We start from the raw sequence: 20067 nt of genomic DNA, 5'->3' as shown, positions 1-20067 counted from the left end.
CCTCTCGTTGCCCCACACAACCTAACGGTTATGCAGTGTTGCATTATGAAATAATCGTAGTAGGTCTTTAGATAAAAGGTGTGCCTTTAACTTTTGCCAATGATGCATTTAGAGCAAATCATTAAATACTCTTCACCATCATTTGCAAATGTCATGATTTCCATGATGGTTGACGCAAAATTGCGCTGTCTAAAGGTAGAAATCAAATATCAGGTTTTATAAGGTTTTTGCATATTTAGAAGTTAACGAGAGAGGTTAACTTTTGACATTCAGAGTTAACTTTTTAATATTGGGAGTTAACTTTTTTTAATGCCAAAAATCCATAAAATCCTTGCTACACAAGGGATACAGCAACATCAAAGATGATTGCCTTTAAAATTGAGGAGTTAACTTTTTGCTGAAAAGGGAAATTTTTTTATACGTGAGATAGGCGGTGGTGTCCGTTATATGGATACTCTTAACTTTTTACCTCCCCCCTCACACCTCATTGTTAAGTTGTGTTGTATTACGAAGTATTCGTAGTAGATCCTTTAATAGAAGATGTACCTTTAACTTTCGCCAGTGGCGAAAATTAAATAACAGTTTTACCTAGCCGATATTATTTTACTACGGCGTATTATGCATTTGATAGGAGGTATCTAGGCTGGCTAATTTGAGCATGAGATTAGCTTATAAAACACGTTTGAATTGTCCTTGATGAGTTATTACTCTAGTTTCATTTAAATAGGCTGTAAGTCATATGTGGTATGGCTTAGCACTATTTGATGGTTATTTGATTCCATCAAGGAACATCAAGGAAAACTATAACTAAAATTAGTATGTTTTTTACACATATCTACCGTTACACAGCGAAAAATTGTGCGTTACATGGAAAATTATGAATTTTCTACAGGCTATTACATGAATTTTTCTTGTGCGTTACACGGCAAAAATACCGCCGTTACATGGAAAATATGTCGCCATTACATGGAAAATTAATAAGTGTTACTAACATAAAAGACATAATTAACTGGCTGTTTCTTACTTTTAAAATATGCATTTCCAACAGAACTTAGAGTGTTTATTACAAGTAGTATTACTTGATCTGCTAATTGATAGAGTGGGACCGCATTTCAAATGTCACTCTTTGGTTTATTGGAACCAAATAAAGTTCTTGGTCGAATTTCAAATGTGAGCAGGCAATGGTTGAATGACAATGCTAATCATAAGGATAAGCTTCCAAAGCTGATCCGTTTAACATTTGAAATGTGAACGATATGTCAACCCACTAAATTTTTAATTTCGCGTATGTAAAAATTTGCCTTAGGGGGCGGTCATGTCAAAAGGTTGATTTAAACTTTTTAATACCCCCCTCCCATAAGCATTTTAAAACCTAGTTGTACTCCTGATATAACAATCAAACTGAATGAAATAAGCCTAGCAACAGATAATTTGTACACTGTGGTGTACACTGGGATTTTAAGATAAAAAATAATTATTAAATAACATATATTTACCTATTTTGTTCAATTGACGCCACCCCAAATACCTAGCTTAATATGACTGAATATGATGTTATATAAAGCGGAAAGGCTTAAATCTAAAGGGTTTAAGCCTTTTTTTATGCCTATAGATAATCCAATAGAACCAGTTTTAAAGATGAATGCACAGAATGGGGTGTCCTTATGTTGAGTGCTTTTTATGCATCAGGTAAATGTATTCTCTTAAACAATGCTATTAGTCTTAATGAAGTTAATGGTTAAGCGAGAGGGATGCGTACCGTTGCATCTGACATTATAAAAACAGAGTAGGATTCACTTTAGTGTAATTAGCATCCTACTGCGTAGTTCAATTTTGGGGTGCTAAAAATTCCATTGATCTGCGGTTATGCCATAGTATATGGTATTAATTAGAATAAATTTTAATCTAAAAAATGCGAGATCCGCCATAACACTTAGCCATAACGTAGCGGACATAAATATAAAAGCCGAGAGACCGTGCTTGGTGAAGTAAAACATTTTTCTGTGACCAGACATAAGGATAACAACTATGAAGTCGAGTCAGGATGTCCTCATCAAGTGTTCTGGTATCATCAAGGAATATGGTGTCGGTGAAGCCAAAGTGACCGCATTGCGAGGGATCAATCTTGAGGTCTACCGCGGGGAGTTACTGATTTTGGCTGGTCCTTCTGGCTGCGGAAAAACAACCCTAATTTCAATTATCGGGGGGATTTTAAAACGCGACGCAGGCACATGCAGCATACTCGGCAAAGACTTGGAAGAGATGAACACAGCTGAGCGCGCACGTTTTCGCGGAATCTCGATAGGCTTTGTATTTCAGACTTTTAACTTACTTCACTCATTGAGCATTGCTGAAAATGTTGCTGTGCCGCTATTAATCATCGGCGAAGAGCGCAAGGTTGCCCTGCAACGTGCTCGGATTGTTCTGATCAGATTGGACTTTCGGGACGCGAAGATGCACTTCCCAGTCAACTCAGTGGTGGACAGCAGCAGCGTGTCGCCATCGCGCGTGCGCTTGTGCATGAGCCTAAAATCATTATTTGTGACGAACCAACGAGTAGTCTGGATCATGCCACGGGACATGCCATGATGCAGATCTTGCGCAATGTGGCGCAAGCGCCAGATCGTGCTCTGGTCGTCGTGACACATGACACGCGTATTTATGCGTTTGCTGACCGAATCGCACACATGGATGATGGCAAGATTGCTGATATAAGCATTCAAACCGAGGAGGCGTAAGTACAATGATGCGTAAATACTTGCTCCCCATACTCGCACTGATTGGTTTACTGCTTGCCGTGACGATGGTACTGATTGGCAATAGGCAATCCCCATCATCCCAACCAATCGTTCAACCGCCAAAATCACCTTTCCCGAGCTATGTGGCTGGAGCAGGGATTATCGAGGCGAGTACTGGAAATATCGTAGTTGGCACGCCTGTGTCTGGTGTTGTGGTCGAGCTGTATGTACATGAAGGCAGCCCAGTGCAGGTTGGTGATAAGTTATTTAAGATTGATGATCGTGAACAGCAAGCGCAACTGATACCAGCCCTAGCGAAAGTCTCAGAAATTGCAGCACGTTTGGCGCAAGCCAAGAGCCAATTCGAACTCGCGAACAGCTTATCGGATAAACGTGCGATCAGCGTCGAGGAGTTAAATAATCGGCGCTTTGCAGTCAAACTTGCCGAAGCTGAGCTGGCATCAGCCCAAGCGCAAGTCAAGCAAATACAGATGGATATTGAACGCTATACTGTACGTGCATTAGTTCGTGGTCGAGTATTACAAAACAAGATTCGTATCGGTGCATTCTTAGAAGGTGGTGCACCCAGTGACTCTTCGATGTTGCTAGGCAATGATGATCGGCTATTTGTACGTGCTGACATTGATAAAATGATGCATGGCGCATCCAGCCAGGCGCATATGCCGTGGCATTTGTACGGGGTAATCCAAACTTACACACCGCTCTGAAATTTGAACGCGTGGATCCCTATGTGCTGCCCAAAACCTCATTGACGGGCGATAGCACCGAGCGGGTCGACACCCGTGCCTTGCAGGTTATTTATAGTTTTGATCACAGCACCTTGCCCATTTATGTTGGGCAGCAAGTCGATGTATTTATTGAAACCCAAGCGAATCCATCCTCAAATGGCAAACAGCCTCAAGCCACATTAGCGGCATCTTCTACGAAGGTCTTGTGAGGATCCAGACTATCTGCATGCATTGAAGGAGTACCCCAATGTTACGTATAGCCTTAAAAATGCTGCTGGGTGATCGTGCCAAATATGTGGGTTTAATCTTTGGTATTACCTTTACCTCATTCTTAGTGACATTCGCGGCATCCTACTTCGCTGGAATCATGACGCGCGGCTATGCACCCATTTCTGAGAATGGTTCTGTAGATGTATGGGTGATGGATCCTGCGGTAACTTCAGTGGAGCAAACCACCAATATGTCCTTGCAAACATTGGCTAGAGTCCGCAGTGTAGCAGGGGTGCAGTCAGCTGTACCGCTGATGTTTGCCACGGCAGATGTCCGCTTCCCAGATGGGCGCTATCAGCCCTTTCAGGTAATTGGTGTCGATGATGCAACTTTGCTTGGCATGCCGAGCATCCAAAATAAGCTAATGCCTAGCTTGCTGAGAGTTCCTGATGCTGTGGTGATTGATGCAGGGGGAACCAGTGGTAAGTTGGAAACTGCAATGCAAATTTCGGAGCAACTGCCACAAGGTAAAATAGATTTTGATGGGCCAACCCGTGAACTGACCACAGGCGATGAATTACTCCTAAATGATCATAGCGTACGGATTCTAGGGCAATCGCAAGGACTGCCTCGATTCCCACCACGTCCGTTGCTCTATACGACTTTTTCGAATGCAATTCGCATTTTGCCGCCAGAACGACGTCAACTGACCTTCGTGCTGGTGACCGCGGCACCGAAAGAGCATCCCGAGGACTTGGCAGTGCGCATTGAGTCGGCAACGGGGTTGCGTGCACGAACATCGACCGCGTTTAAATCCGATACGGTGCATTGGTTTCTGCTGAACTCTGAAGATGTGGGGGACATCGGTGCAATGCTCACCTTGGCCATGTCTGTCGGCTTTGGTGTAACAGGTGTCATGCTTTATATGTTTACCAACGAAAACCTGCGGAATTATGCGGTTCTCAGTGCGATGGGAGCCACACCGAAACTGCTTTTAAGCATGGTATTTGCTCAGGCAGGGCTGTGTGGACTTCTTGGAACGGGGCTTGGGCTGGGACTTTGTGCCATGATTGGGCAAATGGCAATAATGGCGGGATATCCATTTCGGATGATGTGGTTTACGCCAGTGCTGGGTGCCGTGATGGTTGTGTTGGTTTGTGTGGTTGCCGCTGCACTGAGCGTACGTCCTGTATTGAAAATGGAACCAAGCCAAGTATTTTCGGGACGCTGAGTGGATTTGTGATGTCTCCTTGGTTTAGTAGACATGACAGCAAAGAGGAGTTGGCGGGTTCTTTCTGATAAGATAAAGAAGAACTTGAAAACTTCTAAATCTATTTGCTAAGGTTGCAAACTATCCAGTACAACATTAAAAACTAATCGAATAAAAGTTTTAGTCTTTCCTGAAGCAAGTCATTGATCAAGAGCTGCGCAATAAGGTAAACGGTCTGATGTAACTGATGTAACTGATGTAACTGATGTAACTGATGTAACTGATGTAACTGATGTAACTGATGTAACTTACGTAAGTTTATTGTTTTCATATTTTCTAAGTTCATGAATAAACTTGAGATAAGACCGTTACCATAAAATTAGCATGTACTTTTGCCAGACATTCAATTGGATGCGCATGGTCGAATTCAGTCCCTTCTTAACTCAAAATATGATGTTCAGCAATTAAAGAATCATCCATAAAAATGGCTGTGATCAGTTTTCTTTTTGATTAAATTTGTTAAATATTTATTTTAAATAAAATTTATTTATGCTGGTTTGGTGGACGTTCATTTAAACGGATGTTGAGTCACTGCAAGCTTATTTGAGCTTAAAGAATGATGTAATTGAATAATAAAAAATTTATTTTTTCTTAAATGTCAATATTATCTCCATGTGATAGATAATGGCATTTTTGTAGATGAGTCATGGATTTTGAACAGTCATTTTAAAGTTAAATTTAGTTAATAAAATTTTATAAAACAGATATATATCATGGTTTTAATTGAAATTTTATGATTCTTAAAATAAAGCTTTAACGATGATTTTTGTCACCTTAAAGTATAAACATTTTCTGAAAAAATGTTGGCTATCACTCTTGTTTATTTTAAATATTTAGGATACATTTTGAAACATCTTGAAGGATGCTCATTCCTGAGACAATTATTTGATGGCTATGTGTCGTATGTTTCATAACCATCAAACAATTGGAGAAACAGCTATGCTGCTGAAAAATAGTGAAAACAAAAAGTGTAAAACGCGGATCGTGATTGTCGGTGGTGGCGCAGGTGGACTAGAACTTGCGACACGCCTTGGGAATCGTTTAGGCAAGAAAAATAAAGCCGAGATTATCTTGGTGGATGCTACGCTTACGCATATTTGGAAACCACTTTTACATGAAGTGGCTTCGGGCACATTAAATTCTCATGACGATGAATTGAATTACTTTGCACATGCCAAGAAGAATAATTTTGAGTTTTATTTGGGGAAAATGATTAATATTGATCGGACCCATAAAACCATTCAACTGGAAGAATTAAGTTCGCATCAGGGGGAGACAATCGCACCCAGTCGCGCGCTTGCCTATGACGTTTTGGTGGTTTCAGTCGGTTCAACCTCCAACGATTTTAATACTGAAGGTGCTAAAGAGCATTGCGTGTGTTTAGATTCACGTGCGCAAGCTGACTACTTGCAAAAAGAGTTTTTAAATCTATATCTGCAAGCACAAGCCAATAGCTTAATCGAAAATGAAAAGCCGAGTTTACTGAATATCGCCATTATTGGCGCGGGTGCTACGGGGGTGGAGTTAGCCGCCGAGCTGGATTTTGCCGCACATCAATTTTGCAAATATGGTTTGGATAGTATCAAACCCGACAATGTGCAGATTACCTTAATTGAGGCGGCGGATCGTGTCTTGCCCGCATTGAACGCCAAAATTTCCAGTTTGGCTGAGGAAGAGTTGCTCAACATGGGTATCCATGTGCGAACTCAGAGCCGAGTGAAGAAAATTGATGCAACGCATATTTATTTTGAGGATGGCACACAATTACCAGCGGACTTAAAGGTTTGGTCTGCGGGCATTAAGGCGCCTGATTTCTTAAAGAACATTGCCGATTTGGAAACTAATAGAATCAATCAATTGGTAGTTCAATCTACTTTGCAAACGACCCGCGATGATTGCATTTTCGCGATGGGGGATTGTGCAAGCTATACCCCAGAGGGTAAGGACCGTCCTTTGGCACCACGGGCACAAGTGGCAAATCAACAGGCCATTTTTTTAGAAAAGGCGTTATCGGCTTATGTTATGGGGCAACCTTTGCCACAGTTCGTCTTTAAAGACAAAGGATCCTTGGTGTCTTTAAGCGATCGAAATAGTGTGGGACATGTGATGGGTAATATTAATATTGAAGGCTTTATCGCGCGCATGATGTATATGTCACTATATCGATTCCATCAAATCGCCTTGCATGGGTTATTTAAAACAGGCATTTTGATGTTAAAAGATGTCTTAGCCAAGTCTTCTCGACCACAATTAAAAATGCATTGATTGAGACTAAGTAAATACATTTTTTTGAAGAAGAAAGTGTTTTACAAACAGACTCAATCGCTAAGCAATTGGCGGTTGAGAGTCAAGAGAGGTTTAAACTGCAAGGGTTTAAGCCTTTTAAAAATCAATCGTTATTCAAATTGATCCAACTGAATGTCGATTGTGAAAAACATTGAGAGTGATCAGAGGCTCAGGTTTAGCCAACAAACATGCAATCCTCCTTTCATCCAATTTTGACATTAAAGGCCTAAATTAGAGTTTTAGTGTCAAAGTGGCTTTGTTGCACAAAGATTTAAAAATTAAAGCTACTCTGAGCTGGTCAAATTTAAGACACAACTCGGGTATGAGGTCGGCCTAATTCCGTAAATTTATTTAATACTGCCACACGTGCATGAATCTCATTCACTTGGCTTTGAAAGTTTCTCGCACTGAGTTTATCCCCTAATAATTTGATGCAATGCATCTTATTAGTTTCTACCAAGCTTCGGCGATGATACCCAGACCACTTTTTCCAAATTGTTCTTCCTAGGCATTTGACCGTTTTCAACAATTCATTTCTCTCTAAAGATCTCAGCTTTTTGTCTTTCCAAGGCTTCGCATTTTTTCTTGGTGGAATCACCGCATATGCCTGTCGATCTGAAATGACTTTTCTGCAGTGTTTCGTATCATAAGCCACATCTGTATAGACTGAATTAATCCGCTCATCAAGTAAATCCCCGAGTACTTGTGAGTCACTGACATTGTTTGTCGTGAGCTGAACTGCCCGTATTTGCAGCGTTTCAGCATCTATACCAATGTGAAGTTTACGCCATTGGCGACGATATTCAGGCTGATGTTTCTTTCGTTTCCATTCACCTTCACCTAAAAACTTCAAGCCAGTAGAGTCGACGAGTAGGTGGAGACCATCACGACTTTTTTGATAGCGAATTGCAATATCAATATGCTTTTGTCTTCTAAAATTAGTTGAATAATCTGGTGCTATCCAATCTAATCTACAAAGTTTAATGAGGCTCTGAACAAAGCCAGTGACCATACGTAAAGAGAGTCGAAATAAGGATTTAATCATTAGGCAGCATTGGATGGCTGCGTCAGAATAAGTTTGATTTCGACCATGTTTACTTTTTGGTTGAGCGTACCATTGAGTTTTAGGATCAAACCAAATCGAAATGTTTCCTCGATTAATTAAGGCTTGATTGTATTTGGACCAGTTGATTGTACGGTAGATATTAGGTGTAGGCTGCTTCATTCGGAAATTATATTGCTGAATTAGAGCTTACGAACAGCTTTGTGCAACAAAGCCAGATGAAGCATCATGATTCTGATTTTTATTTAAATTTTTTGTTTTTGTAATATAAGGTATCCATGATATTGACTTCGCTTAGCCATGGTTAAAAAATAGACTCTATAAGGATGATAATCTTGAATTTCATTCCATTTATAAAGCTATGGCAGGTGTAGTGCAGAACGGAAGTTTGCATGACACAGCTCACCTCAAAATCGGAGGATATGCCATGAATTTCCTTAAATTTTTAATCACCGCTGGATGTATTTCTTTATTGACCCCGATGGCTTTCGCAATGGAATCCCATGGAGGTTCAAGTATGGAAGCATCGATGCAAAGTTCACTTTCAGCAGATGATAAAAAAGCAATGATTAGTGCCATGAGTGCGGCACCGATTAATGTCAGTGCAGAAGCAAAAATTGTTGCGATGGATGCAAAAGGTAAAATGCGGACCCTACGCAAAGGACAAAATAATTTTACCTGTATGCCAGATAACCCAGCCACTCCTGGACCAGACCCTATGTGTATGGATCCCGCCGCTTTAGCATGGGCAGAAGCTTGGATTGGGCACACCAAACCCGTTGAAGGCAAAGTGGGATTTATGTACATGCTCATGGGAGGGACTGATGCGAGCAATGTAGACCCTTATGCCACCAAGCCAAGTGCGAACAATCATTGGATACAAACTGGACCTCACGTCATGATCGTGGGCGCTTCACAAAGTTTTTATGATATGTATCCAAAAAGTGCGCAACCAGATACCACTGTCCCTTATATCATGTGGTCAGGTACGCCTTATCAACATCTGATGATTCCTGTGAAATAAGTAGGCATCCCACATCTTGTTATCTTCTCTCTTAGAAAAAAAGCCACGCAATTGTCGTGGTTTTTTTGTATGGTTATTCAGATGGATGTCAGTTTAGTTACCTGTTCTGGGGTGGATATTACATGTAAATATCGGCTTAGATTTAAGCCGCTGTAGCGTTTAAATTAAACCACGTAATTCGTTGGCAGCATGCCTTAACAACGGTAACACCTGCTGAATCAGATAGTCTTCACTGGTACGGTTGCTCTGTGACATACAGTTAATTGCAGCAATGGTTTGACCTTGCGCATTTAATACGGGTACTGCAAGCGCAATAATGCCTAACTCATGTTCTTCTTTCGACAGGCAATAGTCCGATAAAGCGACTTTTTCGAGTTCAGTAAAAAATTGATCCTTATTGGTAATCGTCAGTGGGGTTAGACGTTTCAGCCCGTATTTTTCTACCCACGCTTGTTGTTCATCTTTCGATAACGCCGCCAATAAAACTTTACCTGTCGAGGTGGCATGCGCAGGCAAGCGATTGCCTAAATGCATACCATAAGGGTTGACGCGAAACTGGTCTTGTTGAGGCAAATAGCTGCGGGCAATCGGCACCACTTCATGTTCATCCAGTACCACCATGGAAAAGGTCAAAGAAGTTTGCGCACAGAGTAAATTGAGTAAGGATTGCGCCACTTTTGGAAGATGCGCCGAACTTAAATAGGCACTGGAAAAGCGTAACACCCGTGGGGTAAGCCAAAAATAGTGTTCGTCGGTATCCAAATAGCCTAAAAATTTCAGAGTTTTTAAATGTCGTCTTGCTGCAGTCCTGCTGATGCCTGTGCGTTCAGCCACTTGGGTCACATTCAGGCGCTGTCGATCGACTCCGAAGGCTTCCAAAATATGCAAGCCTTTGGCTAAACCTGCAATGTAGTCTGCTTGCAGTATCTCGTCTTGTGAATGTGGATGTATGACCTTGTTCTGCTCAGCTTCCATACGGCTTATCCTGAAAAATGAATTGCTTTTGTCCGATATGCGGACAACTCTAATGATATACGGTCAATTTCAATATGGCGATATAGCTCAAAAAAACATCCCAGCGTAATCTGAAATCAGGAACGAACAAGGATGAACAGCATGGAAATTGTAAAAACAAAAGTCGCGATTATTGGTTCAGGTCCCGCAGGATTACTCCTCGGGCAGTTGCTCTATAAAGCTGGGATTGAGCATGTCATTATTGAGCAACGCAGTGCTGACTATGTGTCATCGCGTATCCGTGCAGGGATTTTGGAACAGGTTTCGGTAGATTTGTTGACCGAAGCAGGTGTCGATCAAAACCTTAAAGCCCACGGTTTACCGCATTCAGGTATTGAAATCCTGACCCAAGGACAAAAACATCGAGTGGATTTGGCTGCACTGACAGGCGGCAAGCAAGTGACCGTGTATGGTCAGACCGAAGTCACCAAAGATTTAATGCATGCCCGTGAGCAAGCGGGTTTAAGCTCGTACTATGAAGCACAGAATGTACAGGTTGATGATTTTTATACGCAGCCGAAAGTGACTTTTGAATATCAAAATCAGTCCTATCAAATTGAGTGTGATTTCATTGCTGGCTGTGATGGTTTTCATGGCGTGTGCCGTGCCAGTGTGCCTGAAGATAAAATTAAAACCTTTGAAAAAGTCTATCCTTTTGGATGGTTAGGCGTATTGGCTGATGTACCGCCTGTGGCAGATGAATTGATTTATGTGCAGTCTGAACGTGGCTTTGCCTTATGCAGTATGCGTTCAGAAACCCGCAGCCGTTACTATTTACAAGTGCCGTTGACCGATCATGTCGACAACTGGTCAGATGAACAGTTCTGGGAGGAATTGAAAAACCGCTTAGACCCTGAAAGTCGAGAAAAACTCGTTACAGGTCCATCCATTGAAAAAAGCATTGCGCCATTGCGTAGCTTTGTGACCGAGCCAATGCGTTTTGGCAAACTGTTCTTGGCTGGTGATGCTGCACATATTGTTCCACCAACAGGTGCTAAAGGCTTGAATTTGGCGGCTTCAGACATTGCCTATTTATCCAGTGCCTTAATTCAGTATTATGTAGATGGCTCCGAGCAGGGCATCGATGAATATTCGGAAAAATGTTTGCAACGGGTCTGGAAAGCAGAACGCTTTTCTTGGTGGATGACTCATTTATTGCATCGTTTTGAAACCGAAAGCGAGTTTGATCATAAGATTAAACAGGCAGAATTGAGCTATATCCTTGGCTCAGATGCAGGGCAAACCACATTGGCAGAAAATTATGTCGGTTTACCTTATGAAATTAAGCATTTAAGTGAGTTTCAGCAAGCCAGTTAAATGGTTTGTTACAGCATAAAAATGAGAGCTTTGTGCTCTCATTTTTATTTTAAACTATCTGCAATTGAGTTTAACCATCCTGAGGATGTAGCGGAGTCGTGAGTGTCAGTTGGTAAAATGCCGCGTCTAACCAGCGACCAAATTTAAATCCTGCCTGCTGAATGGTGCCTGAATGGGTAAAGCCCAGCTTTTGGTGTAATTGAATACTGGCAGCATTGTCGGCATCGATACAGCCCACCATCACATGTAATTGCTGTTGTTGTGCTCTTTCAATCAATGCCTGCATCAGGATTTTACTGAGCCCACCACCGCGATGTTCAGGGTGAATATACACACTATGTTCGACCGTGTATTTATAGGCAGGAAAGGCTCTAAAACTCCCCCAACTGGCAAAGCCCAGTAATTTCCCTGCGGTGTTGATGATGCCGAGCACGGGAAAATGCTGCTCCCGTTTGGTGGCAAACCATGTTTGCATACTTTGCAGTGTGCGTGGCTGATAGTCATACAGGGCGGTGGAATTCAAAATCGCCTCATTCAAAATTTCTAAAATGGCAGCGGCATGCTCGGTTTCATTACAGTCAATCAGTTTAAATTCGGTTGCAGTGGCTTCACTTTGCGACATTGCAGGCTCCAAGCAGGAATAAGGGGAAATATTTATGGGGTTTTGCCATCTTCAATCGCTAATACATAGCGACAAGGTGCTGCGTTTGGATTGCTAAAAATAATGGGGCGATCTACACAGATGGCAAGACAATCGCCCTGATACAGTTGATAAGTTTGATCACCCAGTTGAATCTGCAATTGCCCAGCGATGATCCAGATTTGCTGTTGAATAGCATGATCACGTTGCGTGACGTCGTAGGTGATGCGCCCCTGTGCGGGAAAAAGCACTTCGACCAGTTGCACTGAAGTTTTCGAAGCCTGAGGGGTAAGGCTACGCCGAATATAGCCAGATTCAGGATCTTGCCAAACTGGTTGCTCGGCATGGCGTAACAGTGGATCAAAGGATGCAGAGGATTCCACGCCACCGAATAAACTGGCCAGTGAAACTTCCAGTCCATTCGCCAGTTTATCCAATACCACCGCAGTCGGGTTGGCGGTGGCACGTTCAATCATGGAAATCATGGCGCGGCTGACATCACTGCGTGCCGCGAGTTCTTCCAAGGTATAGCCACGTGCTAGACGCAGTTCACGAATACGCTGTGAAATCTGTTGATGTATATCCATGTCGGCATCTGATAAGAATTTAAATCTAGTATATTAGAAATAATTTAAGATACTAGATTTATGCCGCAAAATGACGCCAAGCAATATCCTGAAGGTATAGTTTCGTATACGGGAATCGAGATCAATTAATAGCAGATCACTGGAATTTATTGAAAAATCATCAAGAAGCGTGAATGAAGATGGGATTGATATCTTATTGAAAAATCATTAACTACTTGGACATCTATTCTTCATTCATCTGGATAATTTTTATCTTTTAGGAGTAAATGAGGCTACACAAACTGTGGAACATTGTTTAATAAGTAATTATGGAACATGATGAACTATTAAAAAATCCCAAGACATCTGTGTTGGGATTTATTTAGTCAATTAAGTTTTTGAATTATATGGGTAAAAAATTAAATTGCATATAACGTGCAATATGTTAATTTTAGATAAAATAAACATAATATCCAATAATCAAGATTAGAATTGTTTAAGATAACGGCTAATTATTTATTCAGATCTATATTTTGAAGGACGATATAAACCAATAACTTTTTAAATAGCTCCCAATCATTATCATCTTTAAACTTATTTTTTAATGTAGATAAGTTTAGACGTTTATACATCTCTTCCTCACATTTAAAATTCAATAGATCCTGTATAGTTGATACTAGTTCATGAGGTTGAATATGTTCTGGAAGGTCTTTATTTAACTGAAGTAATATAGCCTCTAATGATGATAATTTACTTGATTTTATAAATATTCCATTATCTTGATTACTCGGAGAATAACTATTAAACATATCTGTCTTCATATAGGGCTTATGATTGAACTATTAAAACAGATGTTTCCTCTAAATGTCTCCATTTTAAATAATGGCGATTATAAGAAATCAAAATGTTAGAACCCATTTAAAGTGTACAAATTAGATACGACTCTCTGTTCATTTGTTTGTGAGAATCTGGTGTCTATTAGAATAAGAATATGCGCGGGGGGTAGAAGTGATTTCTGCTCAATGATGGGTTGAAAATAGGCCGATTCAAGGCGTCTTGCCTTGATTATTCAAAATGAAAAAGCGAAAGGAGAACCTTTCGCTTAATTTGATTGAGGCATGAGAAATTATTGTGCGTGTTCAGCGTTTTTCTCAAGCTGAATACTGTCACGGTAATATTGGCAGCCTTTATACAATAGGAACGTACCGAGTACACCAGCAATAGCATTGACAATCGAAATTGAATTACCCACCATCACGGTATTTTGGAAATACTTATCGGTAATTAACGCAACCGCCGTGGTGCCAATGCCTAATGCAATCAAGTTTGAAACCAAAAGGAACTTGGCAGAAACTTGCGCACGTAACTGGTTTGGCGTGAGCATTTGAGTCGCTGCGGCAGAAGCTGGAATCGGGAAAGTCGAGAAGAACATTGCCACAAAAATTAGCGCAAACGAAAGGTACATGTTATCCACTTGGGTAAACAAGACGCTTGGAATAATCAGGGCTGCACAGCCGATCATGCCGCTACGAATCGCTGCATCGCTGTAGCCACGTTTAGAGAACCAGTCGATCAACCAACCACAGAATAAAGCCCCAGAAGTATTGGCAACCAAAATGATTATTCCGAGGATATAACCTGTTTGGCTCGCATCCAAACCATGATTACGCATATAGAACGCAGGTGCCCAACCAAGTAATGCATACAGCATCATGGTGTAAAAAGAGAAACCGATGAAATGACAGAAGAAGGTCTTTTTATGAGTTTTAATAAAGGCAATCGAGTTCTTGAAAGAGGCTTTTACCACTTGACCATCTTGACCAATTTTTAAACCCTTACGTTCAGGCTCGCGTACCGTCAAAATCATCAACAACGCCAATAATACCCCGGGTAAACCGACAATCATAAAGGTCAGTTGCCAAGTTTTAATTTCACCAATCACTGGCAGAGTCACCAAGTTTACATTTTTAAGTAAACCAATCACGTAACCGCCAATCAGGAAGGCAAGCCCTGAACCAATGAATGCCCCAATCGCATATAGACCAAGGGCACGACCGAGTTTTTCTTTCGGAAAAAGATCGGCAACAATGGAATAAAACGCTGGAGAGAGCGCAGCTTCACCTGCACCGACACCAAGGCGTGACAGGAACATTTGTAGAAAGTTCTTGCTCAGACCGCAAGCCGCCGTAGCAAAACTCCAGAAGGCGATCCCGATGGAAATAATTTTAATGCGTGATTTCTTGTCTGCGAGTGCGGCAATCGGTACGCCCATAAAGGCATAGAACAATGAAAATGCCAGACCTTGCAACAAGCTGAATTGGGTATCACTCAGCATCAGGTCATGTTTAATCGGTTCAATCATCAGGGATAAAATTTGACGATCTACAAAAGAAAGAATGTACGCCACCATACAGATGACCACCACATACCAGTGGTAGGCGCTGCTACGGCTTTGTGCCGTTGGCTCATGTGTAGGCGAATGTTCTGAAACTGGGTGGTGTTCAAAATTTTGAGTTTGTGGTTGAATCGTCCTTTCAACCAGTTCTATATCGATTGATTTATCATTCATCATGCAACTTCCTGTGCTGACTGTCTAAAAATACTTGATACAAAATTTTTAAATATTATATTTATTATGTATCGTCTTATTTTTAATCTACGGTTTTAAAATGATTCGGTCAATCATTTTGTTATAAAAAGATACATTTATTTTTTAAATACAAAAAAAGGGAATCATATGATTCCCTTTTTATGGTATGCCATGCTTATGCAGCACGTTCGACTAAGGTCAGGATGTCATAAGTTGCAACCAATTCGTTGCGCTGGTTTTTGACTTTAATGTCCCATACCACGACACCATGTGGTTTTTGCTCAGGGTCACGTAAAGGTTTCGGTGTTTTTTGCTTACAGGTCAATTCGACTTGAATGGTATCGCCAATTTTCACAGGCTCTACAAAACGCAGATTATCCATACCGTAGTTGGCAATCACTGGACCTGCTGCGGCATCTACAAACAGACCAGCGGCTGCAGAGACAATGAAATAGCCATGCGCTACGCGATCACCAAACAGTGAATCTGCCGCAGCAATTTTGTCCATGTGGGCGTAGAAGTGGTCGCCACTTAAGCAGGCAAAATTCACGATGTCAGCTTCAGTCACGGTACGACGCGCCGTGAGTAAACGTTCACCCACGCGGAGTTCATCAAAGTCTTTCTTGAATGGATGTACGCGGTCTTCGAACACTTGCGCGCCCGCTGTCCAGCTATGACCGACTTGGGTCATGGCATTAGGCGAACCTTGCAAAGCGGTACGTTGCATATAGTGTTTCACGGCACGTAAACCACCGAGTTCTTCACCGCCACCCGCACGACCTGGACCACCATGCACCAAGTACGGTAATGGTGAACCGTGACCTGTACTTTCTTTCGCGCTTTCCGCATCCAGAATGTGTACACGACCATGCCATGGGGCAATTTTGGTAATCAAGGCTTCGATATTTTCATCCACATTACGGACTACAGAAGCCACCAAGCTGCCTTCACCGCGCGCCACTAAATCTGCCAATTCAGCCAGATTTTGGTATGGCATCAAGGTAGAAACTGGACCAAATGCTTCCACTTCGTGAATATGCTGAGCTTGAGTTGGTTGCTCACAAACAAGCAAAGTTGGTGGATAAAATGCACCTTTATCTACATTTTTAGCTTGAATTTGGAAATCTTGGCGTAAGTGGCTACCCAATACTACTTTGGCATCTTGGCTGAGTTGTTCCACTTTTTCAGCGACACTGAACTTTTGTTTCACGCTCGCCAACGCACCCATTGTCACGCCTTCAATTTCAGGGTCACCCACCACCACTTTTTGTAGTTTTGCTACTAAGCGTGTTTGAACGGTTTCGAGTAATGCTGCTGGAACAAAGGCACGTCGGATTGCAGTACATTTTTGACCTGCCTTCGTCGTCATTTCACGGAACACTTCACGGACAAACAAATCGATGGTTTCATCGTTGGCTTGTTCAGTCAAAATAGCACTGTTAACAGAATCTGCTTCCATACAGAATGGAATTGAATAGTGATTTAAGTGTGGATTTGCACGTAGGCTTTGACCTGTTGCTGCCGAACCTGTAAATGTAACAGTATCTTGTGGATTTAATTGTTCAATTAAATCATAAATTTGACCACAGATGAGCTGTAACGAACCCTCTGGAAGGAAACCACTTGCCAGAATGTCTTTCACCACGGCATGGGTCAGTTCAGCACCTTCAGTTGCTGGTTTCACAATACATGGCACACCGGCTAAAAGTGTTGGTGCAATTTTTTCTAACATACCCCAGATTGGGAAGTTGAAGGCATCAATATGCAATGCCACACCGGCTTTAGAGGTTAGAATATGTTTGGCACCAAAATTACCGTGTTTCGATAATGGAATCCATGCATCTTCAACCAGCGCAGTTTCATCACTCAGTTCACGACGTACAAGGCTTGAATAAGCAAATAAGGTTCCAATACCACCTTCAACATCAATCCATGCATCTTTACGGGTACAGCCGGTTGCTTTTGCCAGCTCGTAATAGTGTTCTTTACGTTCTAATAAATACTGTGCTACTTGTTTCAGGGCGTTGGCACGTTGGTGGAAGGTCCATGTGGCAATGGTGGAACCTTGCTTTTTCGCATAGTCCACAACGGCTTTGGTGTTGATGCCATGGCTACTGACTTGGTAGATCGCTTCACCTGTAATGGCATGATAAACCGTACGCAATTCCGCCTGAGATGAATATTCTTGTCCATACACCAATGAGCTTAGGGTTTTAAGTCCCTGAGCATGGTTGTCTTCAGTTGTATCGTGTTGCTCCACTGAGTTGTTTTCTAACTCTAGCATGGTAAAACTCCTTTTATGATACGTTTTAAGATGTTTTTTAGTTTTGATGTTTCATAATTTGGTATTAAAACGTGTAAAAGTCAATCGTAATTCGTATGCAAAAAAAACAAACCAAAAAAATATTTTAAATAAATACATAAAAAACAATGGCTTGGTTAAAAAATGAAATTTTAATTAAATGATACTTTAAAATTAATATTGATTTTATTTATGTATCGTTTTAATTTAGTCGTATCAACACTTGGGATAAGTGAGGGAAAAAATGAATAACCAACAACAAACGTTTGATCAGCGCATTGAAAAGGACATTTCAATCGAACCAAAGGATTGGATGCCAGACGCTTACCGTAAAACTTTAATTCGCCAAATTGGTCAACACGGCCATTCTGAAGTGGTTGGCATGTTGCCAGAAGGCAACTGGATTACGCGTGCGCCTTCGTTAAAACGTAAAGCAGTATTGTTGGCAAAAGTACAAGATGAAGCTGGACATGCTTTATACCTCTATAGTGCTGCAGAAACTTTAGGGGCTGACCGTGATGACATGATGGATAAGCTCATTGCAGGTCGTATGAAATATTCATCGATTTTTAACTACCCAACACTGACTTGGGCAGATGTTGCTGCGATTGGCTGGTTGGTTGATGGTGCTGCAATTGTGAACCAGGTTGCACTTTGCCGTACCTCTTACGGTCCTTATGCGCGTGCCATGGTGCGTATCTGTAAAGAAGAAAGTTTCCACCAGCGTCAAGGCTTTGAAGCCATGATGCAATTGGCGAACGGCACTGAAGAGCAAAAGCAAATGGCACAAGATGCGGTGAATCGTTTCTGGTGGCCAGCCCTCATGATGTTTGGTCCAAGTGATGATAATTCTCCAAACAGTGCGCAAAGCATGCAATGGAAAATCAAATTATTCAGTAACGATGCATTGCGTCAAAAGTTTGTCGACAACACCGTGCCACAAGTCTTGCAACTAGGCCTTACCGTTCCAGATCCAGACTTAAAATTCAATGAAGAAACAGGTCATTATGAATTTGGTGAGGTGGATTGGAATGAATTCTTTGACGTGATTGCTGGTAAAGGCCCATGTAACCACGAGCGTATTGAAGCACGTCGTAAGGCATGGGAAGGCGGTGCATGGGTACGTGAATCTGCCGCAGTGTATGCCAAGAAACAGCAAGAACAGCAGCAAGCACAGAAAGTTGCTTAATTCAGATCAGAGATGAAGGGAAATAAGGTCATGGATAACAAAAATAACTGGTCACTTTACGAAGTGTTCATTCGCAGCAAACAAGGTTTAAGTCATCGTCATGTGGGCAGCTTACGCGCATCGGATGATGAAGTGGCACTGCAAAATGCACGTGATGTGTATACACGTCGCAATGAAGGCATCAGCATTTGGGTGGTGAAATCTGAACTGATTACTTCTTCTCAACCAGATGAAAAACCAGAATTTTTTGATCCGTCTTTAGACAAGGTCTATCGCCACCCAACGTTTTACAACATTCCAGATGGCATTGAGCACATGTAAGGGAAGGGAGAAAAACGATGAGTACACAAGTTTTAGCAGAATTCCTGTTACATGTGGGCGATAGCCAATTAATCCTGTCACACCGTTTGGCAGAATGGTGCGGACATGCACCAGAGCTAGAGTTGGACATTGCCTTAGCCAATATTGGTCTAGATTTGTTGGGTCAGGCACGCACAGCTTTAAGCCTTGCAGGTCAGATTGAAGGTTTAGGTCGTGATGAGGACCAACTGGCGTATTTCAGAACCGAACGTGAATACCGTAATTTATTGTTGGCTGAACAGCCGAATGGTGATTTCGCCCAAACCATCGTGCGTCAATGGTTGATGGATCACTACCATGCCTTGTTATTGGCGGCACTCACCAACAGTAGCCATGCCGATGTGTCTGCATTTGCAATGAAATCTTTAAAAGAAGTGAAATACCACTTGCGCTTTTCGACCACATGGATGGAGCGTTTGAGCTTGGGCACTACCGAAGCACATAAGAAAACCCAACAAGGTATCAATCAGTTGTGGCGTTTCACCCAAGAATTGTTCCAACTTAGCGCTGCTGAAATGCAGTTGGTGGATACAGGTCTGATTCCAAATCTTGAGATTTTAAAAGATCAATGGTTGGAGACCGTGCAATCAGAATTGTCACGTATGCAACTCAGTCTGCCAGAAACAGGTGCATACCGTAGTGGTGCAAAACAAGGACTGCACACTGAACACCTCGGTTACATCTTGGCAGAAATGCAATATATGCAACGTTCATATCCAAATATGGCTTGGTAAGACGAAATCACAGGG

17 protein-coding genes and 1 pseudogene are annotated in these 20067 nt (G+C 41.8%); 11 read left to right on the top strand and 7 right to left on the bottom strand.

Annotated features, from left to right (window positions below; genetic code table 11):
- Positions 1-2028 precede the first annotated feature (2028 nt).
- The 6 genes and pseudogenes from GWK51_RS16645 to GWK51_RS10365 form a co-directional block, all read left to right on the top strand.
- A pseudogene (locus GWK51_RS16645) lies at positions 2029-2498 on the top strand (ABC transporter ATP-binding protein); the annotation flags it as partial.
- A 90-nt stretch (positions 2499-2588) separates the two neighbouring features.
- Complete coding sequence (locus tag GWK51_RS16635) at positions 2589-2738, top strand: hypothetical protein (RefSeq protein WP_235941125.1); 150 nt, start codon at positions 2589-2591, stop codon at positions 2736-2738.
- A 5-nt stretch (positions 2739-2743) separates the two neighbouring features.
- Entirely contained in the window at positions 2744-3466 is a 723-nt protein-coding gene (locus GWK51_RS10375) for an efflux RND transporter periplasmic adaptor subunit (RefSeq protein WP_235941123.1), read from the top strand.
- Positions 3424-3696, top strand: a complete 273-nt coding sequence (locus GWK51_RS16630) for a hypothetical protein (RefSeq protein WP_235941122.1) — start codon at positions 3424-3426, stop codon at positions 3694-3696. Before GWK51_RS10375 ends, GWK51_RS16630 begins: the two co-directional genes overlap by 43 nt.
- A gap of 38 nt (positions 3697-3734) precedes the next feature.
- A complete protein-coding gene (locus GWK51_RS10370) occupies positions 3735-4928 on the top strand; it encodes an ABC transporter permease (protein ID WP_161933636.1) in 1194 nt (397 codons plus the stop codon).
- A gap of 978 nt (positions 4929-5906) precedes the next feature.
- A complete protein-coding gene (locus GWK51_RS10365) occupies positions 5907-7232 on the top strand; it encodes an NAD(P)/FAD-dependent oxidoreductase (protein ID WP_161933635.1) in 1326 nt (441 codons plus the stop codon).
- Positions 7233-7557: 325 nt separating this feature from the next.
- Here the strand turns inward: GWK51_RS10365 and GWK51_RS10360 are convergent, their stop codons facing one another.
- Entirely contained in the window at positions 7558-8478 is a 921-nt protein-coding gene (locus tag GWK51_RS10360) for an IS5 family transposase (protein ID WP_161933634.1), read from the bottom strand.
- Between the two features lie 265 nt (positions 8479-8743).
- Between GWK51_RS10360 and GWK51_RS10355 the strand changes: the two genes are divergently transcribed.
- On the top strand, positions 8744-9340 hold the full coding sequence (locus tag GWK51_RS10355) for a hypothetical protein (protein ID WP_161933633.1): 597 nt from the start codon (positions 8744-8746) through the stop codon (positions 9338-9340).
- 159 nt (positions 9341-9499) lie between these two features.
- On the opposite strand, the gene GWK51_RS10350 is transcribed toward GWK51_RS10355, so the two are convergent.
- Positions 9500-10315 carry an IclR family transcriptional regulator gene (locus GWK51_RS10350; RefSeq protein WP_161933632.1) on the bottom strand — a complete coding sequence of 272 codons (816 nt, stop codon included), beginning with the start codon at positions 10313-10315 and terminating at the stop codon, positions 9500-9502.
- Between the two features lie 141 nt (positions 10316-10456).
- Between GWK51_RS10350 and pobA the strand changes: the two genes are divergently transcribed.
- Positions 10457-11671 carry a 4-hydroxybenzoate 3-monooxygenase gene (gene pobA / locus GWK51_RS10345; protein ID WP_161933631.1) on the top strand — a complete coding sequence of 405 codons (1215 nt, stop codon included), beginning with the start codon at positions 10457-10459 and terminating at the stop codon, positions 11669-11671.
- Between the two features lie 70 nt (positions 11672-11741).
- On the opposite strand, the gene GWK51_RS10340 is transcribed toward pobA, so the two are convergent.
- From GWK51_RS10340 to paaZ, 5 genes are all read right to left on the bottom strand, one after another.
- Positions 11742-12293, bottom strand: a complete 552-nt coding sequence (locus GWK51_RS10340; RefSeq protein ID WP_161933630.1) for a GNAT family N-acetyltransferase — start codon at positions 12291-12293, stop codon at positions 11742-11744.
- Between the two features lie 32 nt (positions 12294-12325).
- Positions 12326-12898: a helix-turn-helix domain-containing protein gene (locus tag GWK51_RS10335; RefSeq protein ID WP_161933629.1), complete on the bottom strand. Its 573-nt coding sequence runs from the start codon at positions 12896-12898 to the stop codon at positions 12326-12328.
- A gap of 491 nt (positions 12899-13389) precedes the next feature.
- Complete coding sequence (locus GWK51_RS10330) at positions 13390-13686, bottom strand: hypothetical protein (RefSeq protein WP_161933628.1); 297 nt, start codon at positions 13684-13686, stop codon at positions 13390-13392.
- A gap of 317 nt (positions 13687-14003) precedes the next feature.
- A complete protein-coding gene (locus tag GWK51_RS10325; protein ID WP_161933627.1) occupies positions 14004-15449 on the bottom strand; it encodes a spinster family MFS transporter in 1446 nt (481 codons plus the stop codon).
- A gap of 193 nt (positions 15450-15642) precedes the next feature.
- Positions 15643-17751, bottom strand: a complete 2109-nt coding sequence (gene paaZ / locus GWK51_RS10320; protein WP_161933626.1) for a phenylacetic acid degradation bifunctional protein PaaZ — start codon at positions 17749-17751, stop codon at positions 15643-15645.
- A 262-nt stretch (positions 17752-18013) separates the two neighbouring features.
- Here paaZ and paaA point away from each other — a divergent pair, with 262 nt between their 5' ends.
- The 3 genes from paaA to paaC are packed head-to-tail and all read left to right on the top strand — an operon-like array spanning position 18014 to position 20052.
- Positions 18014-18958, top strand: a complete 945-nt coding sequence (gene paaA / locus GWK51_RS10315; protein WP_161933625.1) for a 1,2-phenylacetyl-CoA epoxidase subunit PaaA — start codon at positions 18014-18016, stop codon at positions 18956-18958.
- Positions 18959-18988: 30 nt separating this feature from the next.
- Positions 18989-19279: a 1,2-phenylacetyl-CoA epoxidase subunit PaaB gene (paaB, locus tag GWK51_RS10310; protein ID WP_016167097.1), complete on the top strand. Its 291-nt coding sequence runs from the start codon at positions 18989-18991 to the stop codon at positions 19277-19279.
- 17 nt (positions 19280-19296) lie between these two features.
- The gene (gene paaC / locus GWK51_RS10305) at positions 19297-20052 is read left to right on the top strand and encodes a 1,2-phenylacetyl-CoA epoxidase subunit PaaC (RefSeq protein ID WP_161933624.1); all 756 of its coding nucleotides are present in this window, start codon (positions 19297-19299) and stop codon (positions 20050-20052) included.
- Positions 20053-20067 lie beyond the last annotated feature (15 nt).

The organism is Acinetobacter kanungonis (genome assembly GCF_009939195.1).
GTDB lineage: Bacteria > Pseudomonadota > Gammaproteobacteria > Pseudomonadales > Moraxellaceae > Acinetobacter > Acinetobacter kanungonis.
The sequence above is the reverse complement of the archived record's forward strand: the minus strand, read 5'-3'. Positions and strand labels throughout refer to the sequence as shown.